This window comes from Streptomyces sp. NPDC048191 (assembly GCF_040652655.1).
In the GTDB taxonomy this organism is placed as follows: Bacteria; Actinomycetota; Actinomycetes; order Streptomycetales; family Streptomycetaceae; genus Streptomyces.
The window spans coordinates 201,690-213,959 of the sequence record NZ_JBEZMO010000002.1 but is presented as its reverse complement, the minus strand read 5'-3'; the positions used below and the strand labels follow the sequence as shown (position 1 = coordinate 213,959).

The 12,270-nt window shown below is 70.2% G+C and carries 10 protein-coding genes; 6 read left to right on the top strand and 4 right to left on the bottom strand.

Annotated elements, in window-relative coordinates:
- Positions 1-9: 9 nt before the first annotated feature.
- From uvrB to AB0D93_RS03960, 5 genes are all read left to right on the top strand, one after another.
- A complete protein-coding gene (uvrB, locus tag AB0D93_RS03980; protein WP_362112495.1) occupies positions 10-2,157 on the top strand; it encodes an excinuclease ABC subunit UvrB in 2,148 nt (715 codons plus the stop codon).
- A gap of 157 nt (positions 2,158-2,314) precedes the next feature.
- On the top strand, positions 2,315-2,893 hold the full coding sequence (locus tag AB0D93_RS03975; RefSeq protein ID WP_362112492.1) for a TerD family protein: 579 nt from the start codon (positions 2,315-2,317) through the stop codon (positions 2,891-2,893).
- A 56-nt stretch (positions 2,894-2,949) separates the two neighbouring features.
- Positions 2,950-4,974, top strand: coding sequence for a TerD family protein (locus tag AB0D93_RS03970; protein ID WP_362112489.1), 2,025 nt, complete (start codon positions 2,950-2,952; stop codon positions 4,972-4,974).
- Between the two features lie 222 nt (positions 4,975-5,196).
- Positions 5,197-6,198 carry a TerC/Alx family metal homeostasis membrane protein gene (locus AB0D93_RS03965; RefSeq protein WP_362112485.1) on the top strand — a complete coding sequence of 334 codons (1,002 nt, stop codon included), beginning with the start codon at positions 5,197-5,199 and terminating at the stop codon, positions 6,196-6,198.
- Positions 6,199-6,348: 150 nt separating this feature from the next.
- Positions 6,349-7,449: an ionic transporter y4hA gene (locus AB0D93_RS03960; protein ID WP_362112482.1), complete on the top strand. Its 1,101-nt coding sequence runs from the start codon at positions 6,349-6,351 to the stop codon at positions 7,447-7,449.
- A gap of 22 nt (positions 7,450-7,471) precedes the next feature.
- Here the strand turns inward: AB0D93_RS03960 and AB0D93_RS03955 are convergent, their stop codons facing one another.
- Entirely contained in the window at positions 7,472-8,743 is a 1,272-nt protein-coding gene (locus AB0D93_RS03955) for an MFS transporter (protein WP_362112480.1), read from the bottom strand.
- A gap of 210 nt (positions 8,744-8,953) precedes the next feature.
- On the opposite strand from AB0D93_RS03955, the gene aroQ reads away from it, so the two are divergent.
- Positions 8,954-9,427, top strand: a complete 474-nt coding sequence (gene aroQ, locus AB0D93_RS03950) for a type II 3-dehydroquinate dehydratase (protein WP_362112477.1) — start codon at positions 8,954-8,956, stop codon at positions 9,425-9,427.
- On the opposite strand, the gene AB0D93_RS03945 is transcribed toward aroQ, so the two are convergent.
- From AB0D93_RS03945 to AB0D93_RS03935, 3 genes are read right to left on the bottom strand one after another with little or no spacing between them, the layout of a single operon-like run.
- The gene (locus tag AB0D93_RS03945; RefSeq protein ID WP_362112474.1) at positions 9,428-10,186 is read right to left on the bottom strand and encodes an amino acid ABC transporter ATP-binding protein; all 759 of its coding nucleotides are present in this window, start codon (positions 10,184-10,186) and stop codon (positions 9,428-9,430) included. It abuts the gene before it with no gap.
- Positions 10,183-11,106: an amino acid ABC transporter permease gene (locus AB0D93_RS03940; protein WP_362112471.1), complete on the bottom strand. Its 924-nt coding sequence runs from the start codon at positions 11,104-11,106 to the stop codon at positions 10,183-10,185. The genes AB0D93_RS03945 and AB0D93_RS03940 overlap by 4 nt, the downstream gene beginning before the upstream one ends.
- The gene (locus AB0D93_RS03935) at positions 11,103-11,987 is read right to left on the bottom strand and encodes an ABC transporter substrate-binding protein (RefSeq protein WP_362112468.1); all 885 of its coding nucleotides are present in this window, start codon (positions 11,985-11,987) and stop codon (positions 11,103-11,105) included. Before AB0D93_RS03935 ends, AB0D93_RS03940 begins: the two co-directional genes overlap by 4 nt.
- Between the last annotated feature and the right edge of the window lie 283 nt (positions 11,988-12,270).

Below are 12,270 nucleotides of genomic sequence, written 5' to 3'. Positions count from 1 at the left end.
GTTGATGACATGCGGCCCGTTTCCCACATCGAACGCACGGTGGCGCCCTTCGAGGTCGTCAGCCCCTACCAGCCCAGCGGCGACCAGCCGACGGCCATCACCGACCTGGCCAAGCGCATCGAGGCCGGCGAGAAGGACGTCGTCCTGCTGGGCGCGACCGGCACCGGCAAGTCCGCCACCACCGCGTGGATGATCGAGAAGCTCCAGCGCCCCACACTCGTGATGGCGCCGAACAAGACGCTGGCCGCCCAGCTGGCCAACGAGTTCCGCGAGCTCCTGCCGAACAACGCGGTCGAATACTTCGTCTCGTACTACGACTACTACCAGCCCGAGGCCTACGTCCCGCAGTCGGACACCTACATCGAGAAGGACTCCTCGATCAACGAGGAGGTCGAGCGGCTGCGCCACTCGGCGACGAACTCGCTGCTCACCCGCCGCGACGTCGTCGTGGTCGCCTCGGTGTCCTGCATCTACGGCCTCGGTACCCCGCAGGAGTACGTGGACCGGATGGTCCCCCTGAAGGTCGGCGACGAGATCGACCGGGACGAGCTGCTGCGCCGCTTCGTCGACATCCAGTACACGCGCAACGACATGGCCTTCAGCCGCGGCACCTTCCGGGTCCGCGGCGACACCATCGAGATCTTCCCGGTCTACGAGGAGCTCGCCGTCCGCATCGAGATGTTCGGCGACGAGATCGAGGCGCTGTCCACGCTGCACCCCCTCACCGGCGAGATCATCAGCGACGACCAGCAGCTGTACGTCTTCCCCGCCTCTCACTACGTCGCCGGTCCCGAGCGCATGGAGCGGGCCGTCAACGACATCGAGAAGGAGCTCGGGGAGCGTCTGGCCGAGCTGGAGAAGCAGGGCAAGCTCCTGGAGGCCCAGCGCCTGCGGATGCGCACCACGTACGACATCGAGATGCTCCGCCAGATCGGCACCTGCTCCGGCGTGGAGAACTACTCGATGCACTTCGACGGCCGCTCGCCCGGCTCCCCGCCCAACACCCTCCTGGACTACTTCCCGGACGACTTCCTGCTCGTCATCGACGAGTCGCACGTCACCGTGCCGCAGATCGGCGCGATGTACGAGGGCGACGCCTCCCGCAAGCGCACGCTCGTCGAGCACGGCTTCCGCCTGCCCTCCGCACTGGACAACCGCCCCCTGAAGTGGGAGGAGTTCCAGGAGCGCATCGGCCAGGCCGTCTACCTGTCGGCCACCCCGGGCACCTACGAGCTGTCCCGTTCCGACGGTGTCGTCGAGCAGATCATCCGGCCGACCGGCCTCATCGACCCGGAGGTCGTGGTCAAGCCCACCGAGGGCCAGATCGACGACCTGGTGCACGAGATCCGCAAACGCACGGAGAAGGACGAGCGCGTCCTCGTCACCACGCTCACCAAGAAGATGGCCGAGGACCTCACCGACTACTTCCTGGAGCTCGGCATCCAGGTGCGCTATCTGCACAGCGACGTCGACACCCTGCGCCGGGTGGAGCTGCTGCGCGAGCTGCGCTCCGGTGAGTACGACGTCCTGGTCGGCATCAACCTCCTGCGCGAGGGCCTCGACCTGCCCGAGGTGTCCCTGGTGGCGATTCTGGACGCCGACAAGGAGGGCTTCCTGCGCTCGGGCACCTCGCTGATCCAGACCATCGGCCGCGCGGCGCGCAACGTCTCCGGCCAGGTCCACATGTACGCCGACAAGATCACCCCGGCGATGGAGAAGGCCATCGAGGAGACCAACCGCCGCCGGGAGAAGCAGGTCGCCTACAACAAGGCCAACGGCATCGACCCGCAGCCGCTGCGCAAGAAGATCAACGACATCGTGGCGCAGATCGCCCGCGAGGAGGTCGACACCGAGCAGCTCCTCGGCTCCGGCTACCGCAAGTCCAAGGACGGCAAGGCCGCCAAGGCTCCCGTCCCGGCGCTGGGTGACAAGGCGGCCAAGGGCGCGAAGGCCGGCAAGGCCGCCAAGGGCAAGGCGGCAGCCGTGGTTCCCACGGACCGCCCGGCGGCCGAACTCGCCGAGCAGATCGAGGAGATGACCGAGCGCATGCGCGCCGCCGCCGCGGAGCTGCAGTTCGAGATCGCGGCCCGGCTGCGCGACGAGGTCTCGGAGATGAAGAAGGAGCTGCGCCAGATGCGGGAAGCCGGTCTCGCCTGAGTCCCCTTCACCCTGCCGGACCTCGGTGTATGCGCCGAGTGTTGCAACACCGACACAAAGCGCGGGCCGGGGTTCGGCACTGTCGGTGCCCCTGCGTAGGGTTCTTGACAACCGCGCACTGCGCGGCAACAGGGGACCTTCGAGAGGGGATTCAGCGGTGTCCGTCAACTTGAGCAAGGGTCAGGCCATCAGCCTGGAGAAGAAGGACGGGGCCACCCTCACCGCGGTCCGTATGGGACTCGGCTGGCAGGCGGCGAAGCGGCGCGGGCTGTTCGGTTCCCGCACCCGCGAGATCGACCTGGACGCCTCCGCCGTCCTCTTCGCCGAGAAGCAGCCGGTCGACGTCGTCTTCTTCCGTCACCTGGTGAGCGACGACGGTTCCGTCCGTCACACCGGCGACAACCTCGTCGGCGGTGTCGGCCAGGGCGGGGACGACGAGGCGATCCTGGTGGACCTGCAGCGCGTTCCGGTCCACATCGACCAGATCGTCTTCACGGTGAACTCCTTCACCGGCCAGACCTTCCAGGAGGTGCAGAACGCGTTCTGCCGCCTCGTGGACGAGACCAACGGCCAGGAGCTCGCCCGCTACACACTCGACGGTGGCGGTGACTACACCGCCCAGATCATGGCGAAGGTGCACCGCGCGGGCACGGGCTGGACGATGACCGCCCTGGGCACCTCGGCCAACGGCCGCACCTTCCAGGACCTGATGCCGGCGATCCTGCCGCACCTGTAGGACCGCCCGCTCGACCGGCGGGGCGCACGACACAACGACACAGGGGGGCGACGGCGATGACGGCCGAGCTGGTGCGGGGACAGAACCACCCGCTGTCCCAGGTCCGGCTGGTGATCCGGATCTCGGCCGGGACACCGGTCCTGGCCGGGGCCACGCTCGGCGACGACAACGGCACGGTGCACGGCCCCCAGTGGGTGGCCCATCCCGGCGCCCCCGCTCTGCCCGGCGTCGAGGTGCCCCGGCAGGCCGCCGCGGAACACCGGCTGGCCGTCGACCTGGACGCGCTGCCCGAGGCCGTGCACCGCGTCGACGTGTTCCTCACCCTGCCCGCGGTCGCCGGAGGACCGCACGAGTTCGGTGCCGTCGCCGCCCCGCACACCGCGGTCGAGGGGCCCGACGGCACCGAACTCGCCTGCTACACCCTCACCGGCCTCGACACCGAGACGGCCGTGCTCGCCCTGGAGCTGTACCGCAGACAGGGCGCCTGGAAGGTGCGCGCGATGGGCCAGGGCTACGCCTCCGGGCTCGGCGCACTCCTCGCCGACCAGGGCCTGCACGACACGGCGGACATCATGGCCGCCGTCCACGCGGCCGCGGCCCATGACCCGTCCCGTGCACCGGCGCCGCCCTCCATCCCGTCACCGCACGAGACGCCGGCACACACACCGCACGACACCTCCCCGACCGTGTCGCACGACGCGCCCGCTTTCGCTCCGCACGACGCCTCGGCTCCCGCGCCGTACGACATACGCCGGCCCAAGACCCGGGACACGTCGGCGTCCGGGCCGACGCCCTCGTACGCCACGCAGCAGGGGCAGCCGGCGGCCTCGTACGACGCACAGGCGTCCGGCACCACCCCGCGGGACCCGGGAGCCCGGGTCGACTACACCCACCCCGGTCGTCGCCCGCACGGCACACCTGCGCCCGCTGCTCCCGGCGCCGATGACGGACCCGCACCGCCTGTCGCGGGTGACGCCGTGGGCTGGTCGATGGAGGAGCGGCTGTACAACCAGGTCTGGGGCATGTTCGAGGACCTGGCCCGGACGACGGCCGCGTACCGCAGCGCCGTCGACTTCGCCGACTCCCGCCTGGAGAAGGAGCTCGACCAGGTCCTCACCGACCCCCGCGACCGGCTCGGCACCACGGGCGACGCCGCACGCGAGGCGGCCCACGCCCGCCGGACGCAGCTGGTGGACCAGGCGCGCGCCGTCCTCGACCGCGACCTCGCCCAGCTCACCGCGGAGTCGGAGGTGGTCGAGCCCGCGCTCCCACCCGCCTACGCCGGCTGGGACAACCCGGTCTGGCACGCCTACCGGGTGCCCGCCGAGCCGCCCATGGCCCTGCGTCTCGGCGACCTCCACCTGCCCGAGAGCGTGCCGCTGCGCATCCCCCTCCTGGTCCGGCTGCCGCTGGAACGCGGCCTGTGGATCGACAGCGGTGCGGCCGCGGACTTCGACGGCCTCCCGGACTCCGCCGAGCTGCGGCGGCTGGCCGTGGAGGTGGCGGTGGCACTCGCGGCGCGGCTGCTCGCCGTCCACCCGGCCGGGGACTTCGCGGTACAGATCATCGACCCGGCCGGCGCGGGGGCCACGGCGTTCGGCCCGTTGACGCGGACCGGGGCACTCGCGGCGCCGCCCGCAACCGGGGCGGCAGGGGTGACGGCGCTGCTGGAGCAGCTCACCCGACGGGTCGATCTCGTGCAGATGGCGGTGCGCGCAGGCGCGCCCGAGTCGCTGCCGGCTGATGTCGACACCGCGCGTCAGCTGCTGATCGTGAACGACTTCCCGCACGGCTTCGACGACCGGGCGGTGACCCGACTGCGCTACCTCGCCGACGAGGGGCCCGACGTCGGTGTGCACCTCCTGCTGGTCGCGGACCGTGCGGACGCCGCCGCGTACGGCCCCCTGCTCGACCCGCTGTGGCGTTCGCTGATGCGACTCACCCCCCTGCCCGACGACCACTTCGCCGACCCCTGGGTGGGGCACGCCTGGACCTATGAACCCCCGGTGGTGCCACCCGGCAGCCAGATCGTGCAGCACGTCCTCGGCGAGGTGGCCAGAGCTCAGGCCAAGCGCAAGTAAACCTTCCTGACCAGGTACCTTGGTCTTTATTTTACTTTTCTCTTTACCTTTCCTTGGTGATTCGGGTACTGTCTTCCCTGCGGAGGGGAGTACTCCCTGACTGCGGCGCACCCGTCAGTACGGACCGGTTCCGGTCCCGGGGCGCCGGCCCGACGCGGGTGGAAGAGACCTCCGGCAGCGACGACGCTGATGTGTTTGCCGTTACGTAATGCCGGAGGTGCAGTGGACGTCACCGTGACCCTGTGGGTCCTGACCGTCGTGGGCCTCGCCGCCCTGATCGCGGTCGACTTCTTCATCGGGCGCAAGCCCCACGAAGTGTCGGTCAAGGAAGCCGGTGTCTGGACCGTCGTCTGGATAACCCTGGCCGGGCTGTTCGGTCTCGGTCTCCTCGTCCTCGGCGGCGGACAGCCGGCCGGAGAATTTTTCGCGGGATTCATCACCGAGAAGTCCCTGAGCGTCGACAACCTCTTCGTCTTCGTCCTGATCATGGCGAAGTTCGCGGTGCCCACGCAGTACCAGCAGCGCGTCCTGCTAGTCGGCGTGCTCATAGCCCTGGTCCTCCGGGCCGTCTTCATCGCCGCGGGAGCCGCGATCATCGCCGGCGTCTCCTGGGTGTTCTACCTCTTCGGCGCCTTCCTGATCTGGACCGCCTGGAAGCTCATCCAGGAGGCCCGCGCGGACGAGGAGGACGAGGAGTACGAGGAGAACAGGCTGCTGAAGGCCGCCGAGCGCAAGTTCGGCGTGGCCGACCGCTATCACGGCACCAAGCTGTGGATCCAGCGGAACGGCAAGCGGGTCATGACCCCAATGCTGGTCGTGATGCTCGCCATCGGCACCACGGACGTCCTGTTCGCCCTGGACTCCATTCCCGCGATCTTCGGCCTGACCCAGGACCCGTACATCGTCTTCACCGCCAACGCCTTCGCCCTCATGGGCCTGCGGCAGCTGTACTTCCTCATCGGCGGCCTGCTGAAGAAGCTGGTCCACCTCTCCTACGGCCTGTCGGTCATCCTCGGCTTCATCGGCGTCAAGCTGGTGCTGCACGCCCTGCACGAGTCCGGCGTCCACGTCCCCGAGATCAGCATCCCGGTCTCGCTCGGCGTCATCTGCGCGGTCCTGGTCGTCACGACCGTCACCAGCCTGATGGCCACGAGGAAGCAGACGGCCGTCGAGGCGGCGGACACCGGCGGGGAAGACGTCCGGAAGGCCGGCGTCGACGCCTGACCGAGCCCGCGGCATGGGCGCCCCCTGGTGGGAGCGGGCCTGCGCGCCGGCAGACCCCCGCTCCCACGTGCCGTGATCACGGCGGAAGGGATGAGAGGTATCCGAAAGGAACGGAATGCGAACCCTGTACGTCTCTGCGACCATCGCGGCATGATCACTCGGCTCCGGTCGCTGACCCGGCGATGGACACTCCTCGTGCCCGTCCTCGCGGTCGTCCTCCTGGTCTTCACCTGGGGCCGAGGCCTGCCGGGTGCGGTCGTCGCCCTGGTGACTCTGGTGCTCGCCGGGTCCGTCCTGGCGGCCGTCCACCACGCCGAGGTCGTCGCCCACCGTGTCGGCGAGCCCTTCGGCTCTCTGGTGCTGGCCATCGCCGTCACGATCATCGAGGTGGCCCTGATCGTCACCCTCATGGCCGACGGCGGCGACAAGAGTTCCACCCTGGCCAGGGACACCGTCTTCGCCGCCGTGATGATCACCTGCAACGGCGTCGTCGGGCTCTGTCTGCTCGCCGCCTCCCTGCGGCACGGCATCGCGGTCTTCAATCCGGAGGGAACCGGCGCCGCCCTGGCGACCGTGGCGACGCTCGCCACGCTCAGCCTCGTGCTGCCGACGTTCACCACCAGCAAGCCCGGACCCGAGTTCTCCCCGGTTCAGCTGACCTTCGCGGCGCTGTCCTCACTGATCCTGTACGGGCTGTTCGTGGCCACCCAGACCGTGCGCCACCGCGACTACTTCCTGCCGATCACCCGGCAGGGCGAGGTCATCACCGCCGAGGAGCATGCCAACCCCCCGTCCGTGCGCACCACCTGGATCAGCCTCGGCCTGCTCGGCCTGGCCTTGATCGGCGTGGTCGGCCTGGCCAAGGGCGTGTCGCCGACCATCGAGTCGGGCGTGGAGGCGGCGGGCCTGCACCACGCCGTCGTCGGCGTGATCATCGCCCTGCTGGTCCTGCTGCCGGAGACGATCGCCGCGCTGCGCTCCGCACGCAGGGACCGGGTGCAGACCAGTCTCAACCTCGCGCTCGGCTCGGCCATGGCCAGCATCGGCCTGACCATCCCGGCCGTCGCCCTCGCCTCCGTCTGGCTGTCCGGACCCCTCGTCCTCGGCCTCGGCTCGACCCACATGCTGCTGTTCGCGCTGACCGTCGTGGTCAGCTCCCTGACAGTCGTACCGGGACGGGCCACGCCCCTGCAGGGCGGTGTCCACCTGGTGATCTTCGCGGCCTACCTGGAACTGGCGATCAACCCGTAGCCGTCCGTCCGGTCCCGGCCGGTCAGCCCGTGGCCGGCTCCACCAGGGGCACGGGCACCGGGCGGGTCTCGGGCAGCAGGGCGAAGCAGGCCAGGCTGAGCAGTGCGACGCCCGTGAGATAGGCGCCCACGCTCCACGGGACGCGCCCGCTGTGCTCCGCGAGCGCCGTGGCCACGATCGGGGTGAGGGCGCCGCCGAGGACTCCACCGAGGTTGTAGCCCACCGCGGCCCCCGTGCAGCGCACCCGCGCCTCGTACAGCTCGGGCAGGTAGGCGGCGATCACCGCGAACATGGTGATGAAGGAGACCAAGGCTCCCAGGATGCCCAGGAACATCAGCAGTGGCCGGCCGGTGGCCAGCAGCGCGACCATCGGGAGCATCCACAGGCAGCAGGCCGCGCACCCCGTGAGGCACATCGGCCGGCGCCCGTACCGATCGCCGAGCAGAGCCATGAATGGCGTGAGGGACGCCTTGATCACCACCGCGGCCATGACACAGGTCAGCATCACCGTCCGGCTCACCCCGAGCCGCTCCGTGGCGTAGGCCAGCGACCAGGTCGTCACCGTGTAGAAGACGGCGTACCCCGCGGCCAGCGCCCCCGCCGTCAGCAGCACCAGCCGACCGTGATGCCGGACGACCTCGATGAACGGCACGCGCGCGTGGTCGTCGATCTCCAGGAACCGAGGGCTCTCGGCGAGCGACGAGCGCAGCCAGAGCCCGGACAGCGCCAGCGCTCCCGCCGTCCAGAACGGCACCCGCCACCCCCACGCGCCGAACTCCGCGTCGGACAGCGTCGCCGACAGGGCGAGCATCACCCCGTTGGCGAGCACGAACCCGAGCGCGGGACCCACCTGCGGAAAGCTGGACCACAGCACGCGCCGCCCGGGTGGCGCGTGCTCGGCGGTCAGCAGGACCGCGCCGCCCCACTCGCCGCCGAGGCCCAGCCCCTGAAGGAAGCGCAGGGCGAGCAGGAGCGCGGGCGCGGCCACACCGATCGATCCGTACGACGGCAGACAGCCCACCGCGACCGTCGAGGCGCCCGTGAGCAGCAGCGAGAGAACCAGCACGGGCCGCCGTCCGCGCCGGTCGCCGAGGTGCCCGAACAACACCGAGCCCAGCGGCCGGGCGACGAACCCGGCTCCGAACGTCGCGAAGGCCGCCAGCGTCCCCGCGAGCGGCGAGAACGTCGGGAAGAACAGCGGCCCCAGGACCAGGGCGGCCGCTGTGCCGTAGACGAAGAAGTCGTAGAACTCGATCGCGGTCCCCGCCAGGGAGGCCGCGGCGAGCCGCAGCATCGACGGTGTCCCTACGGTGCGTGCAGCTTTCATGTCGCGTCAACTACCCACCGTGATCACGGGTTACGGGGGCGTGTGGAGGTGACGAGAGCGACCGGAGTGCGCGCCGGGACGGCGGCGTGCGCGGCGCGCCGTCCGCCCCGGTCACCGTGATAGACCGGGTGCCAGTAGCGGTCGTCGACGTACCGCCCCGAACGGACCGGAGGAACCGTGCCCCGTACCCTGGCCACCGCCCCGATCATGATCCTCAACGGGCCCAACCTGAACCTGCTCGGCCAGCGCCAGCCAGAGATCTACGGCAGGGACACACTGGCCGACATCGAGGCGCTGTGCGCCAAGGCCGCGGCCGCGCACGGCGGTACGGTGGACCTCAGGCAGTCCAACCACGAGGGTGAACTGGTCGACTGGATCCACGAGGCACGCCTGAACCACTGCGGGATCGTCATCAACCCCGGTGCCTACTCCCACACGTCGGTCGCGATCCTGGACGCACTCAACACCTGCGACGGCATGCCCGTGCTGGAGGTGCACATCTCCAACATCCACCAGCGCGAATCGTTCCGGCACCACTCCTACGTCTCGCTGCGTGCCGACGGGGTGATCGCCGGATGCGGCGTGCAGGGCTATGTCTTCGGTGTGGAGCGCGTGGCCGCCCTGGTGGGCGCGGCCCAGGCGGACGCGTAGCTACAGCCGGCCCGCCTCCACGATCCGTCGCAGGAACCGCCGCGTGCGCTCCTGCTGCGGGTCGCCGAACACCTGCTCGGCGGTGCCGCGTTCCAGGACGACGCCACCGTCCAGAAAACAGACCTGGTCGGCGACGTCCCGTGCGAAACCCATCTCGTGCGTCGCCAGCACCATGGTCATGCCGTCGTCCTTCAGGTCCCGGACCACCTCCAGCACCTCGCCCACGAGTTCGGGGTCGAGCGCCGCGGTGATCTCGTCCAGCAGCAACAGCCGGGGCCGCACGGCAAGCGCCCGTACGATCGCCGCCCGCTGCTGCTGACCGCCGCTGAGCCGGTCCGGGTAGGCATCCGCCTTGGCACCCAGTCCGAGGCGCTCCAGGAGCTCCCCGGCCCGTTCCTCGGCCTCCGCTCGGGAGACGCCGTGCACCCGGCGCGGGGCCAGCGTGACGTTCTCCAGCACGGTCATGTGCGGGAAGAGGTTGTACGCCTGGAAGACCACGCCGATCCGGCGCCGTACCGCGTCCTGGTCGACGCGGGGATCGGTGATCTCCTCTCCGTCCAGCCAGATCGCGCCGTCGTCGACCTCCTCCAGGAGGTTGGCGCAGCGCAGCAGAGTGGACTTGCCCGAGCCGGAGGCGCCGATCAGGGCGGTCACCGTGTGCGGTGCGACCTCCAGATCCACGTCCCGCAGCACGACGGAGCCGCCGAAGGTCTTGCGGACGGACTCCATGCGCAGCACGGGCGCGTGTGCGTCGCTCACAGCGAACCTCCCTGGGCCCGCCGCCGGTCCATCCGGGCCGTCACCCAGTCCGTGAAGCGGGTCATCGGAATGGTCAGCGCCACGAACACCAGGCCCGCGACGATGTACGGCGTGTAGTTCAGACTGCGGCCCACGATGATGTCGGCCGCCCTCACGGCGTCCACCGCGCCGCCGATCGACACCAGACCGGTGTCCTTCTGCAGCGACACCAGGTCGTTGAGCAGCGGCGGCACCTGACGCCGTACCGCCTGGGGAAGGACGACGTAGCGCAGGGCCTGCCGGTTGGTCAGGCCCAGCGAGCGGGCCGCGGCGCGCTGCGAGGGGTGGACCGACTCGATGCCGGCCCGGAACACCTCGGCCACGTACGCCGAGTACGTCAGCGTCAGCGCCGTACCGCCGAGGAGCACCGGATCGACCGTCACGCCCTGCAGTCGCAGGGCCGGCACCCCGAGGACGACGATCATCAGATTGATGATCAGCGGAAGGCCGCGGAAGAAGTCGGTGTAGGCCGCCGCCAGCACACGCAGCGGAAAGAACACCGGGCCGCGAAGGGTGCGCGCGATCGCGATCAGCATGCCGAGGACCAGGACGGCGATGCCGCATACCGCGAGCAGGCGGACGTTCAGCCACAGCCCGTCGAGGACCTTCGGCAGTGCCTCGCGCGCGTAGTGCGCGTTGAAGAACGTCTCCTTGGTGCGCGGCCAGCCCGGCGCGTTGACCACGACCAGGTACAGCACGACGGCCGTGACCAGCGTCGAGAGCGCCGCGATGGCCGTGGCGCGGCGGGCACGCGCGCGTTGGTGGCGCTCGCGCTCCAGCCGCCGCTCCGAGGGCGCGTAGCCGTCACCGGCGCCGCCGCCCGTCGTGCCACCCTTGCCGTCGGCCCCCTCCCGGGCCGACTCGTCCTTGACGACCGTCACTTGAGCACCGGGGCGTCGACGGCGTCGGAGAGCCACTGCTTCTCCAGCTTCGCCAGCGTGCCGTCCCTGCGCAGGGCGTCCACGGCTCCGCTCACGCACGAGGTCAGCGCGCTGCCCTTGTCCAGCACCAGCCCGAACTGCTCGGGTGTGCCGCCCTGGTTCTCGAACTGGCCGACGATCTTCGCGTTCGTCACCTCGGCCGAGGTGATGTAGAACGCCGTCGGCAGGTCGACGACGATGGCGTCGACCTGGCCGTTCTTCAGCGCCGACTTGGCCTGGTCGTTCTTCGCGAACGCGGCGGCCTCCTGCTTCGGCTTCACCACGTCGGTGATGTAGTCGAGGCTCGTGGTGCCCACCTGCGCGCCCAGCTTGAGGTTCTTCAGATCCGCGATGCGCGTCGCCTTGGCGGCCTTGCCACCCTTCAGCGCGATGACGGCCTGACGCACGTCGTAGTAGCCGGAGGAGAAGTCGACGGCGTTCTTGCGCTCGGCGCTGATCGACACCTGGTTGACGTCGAAGTCGAAGGTCTTCACGCCGGGCGCGAACGCCTTGTTGAACGGCACGCTCTGCCAGACGACCGCGCTCTTGCCGTAACCCAGCTGCCGGGCCACGGCGTAGGCGACCGCCGACTCGAAGCCCTTGCCGTTCGCGGGCTTGTCGTCCTTGAACCAGGGCTCGTACGCCGGTTCGTCCGTCGCGATCGTCAGCTTTTCGGACGCCTTGGTGGCCAACTTGCCCTTGGCGCAGCTCTTCGCGGCCGAGCCGGACGGGGCGGCCGACGCCTTCCCGTCGGGCTGCGGAGCACAGCCGACAGCGGTGGCGAGCAGGGCTACGGTGACGGCGGCCGGCGCACGGCGCAGGGTGCGGGGGGCGAGGTACATGGCGGGAGATTGGCAGCGAACCCGGCGTTTGTCCAGGTCACGACCGTAACTGTCCGCATAGTGGGAGCGTGTGTTGCAGGCGTGTGAACGTCGCGCACGGCGCGGGGCGTTGGCCAGGCCGCCGGTCGAGGGCGGGGTTGGAGACCGGCGGCCCTACCGCACAGGAGCCGTCATCCTCTGCGGGGCTGCCACCAGTTGACTGCGTGACACGGCGCGCCGGGAGCGCGCACGCGCCCCCGGTGTGAGCGAAAAGTTCACACGGGGCGCGCGACACAATGGACGC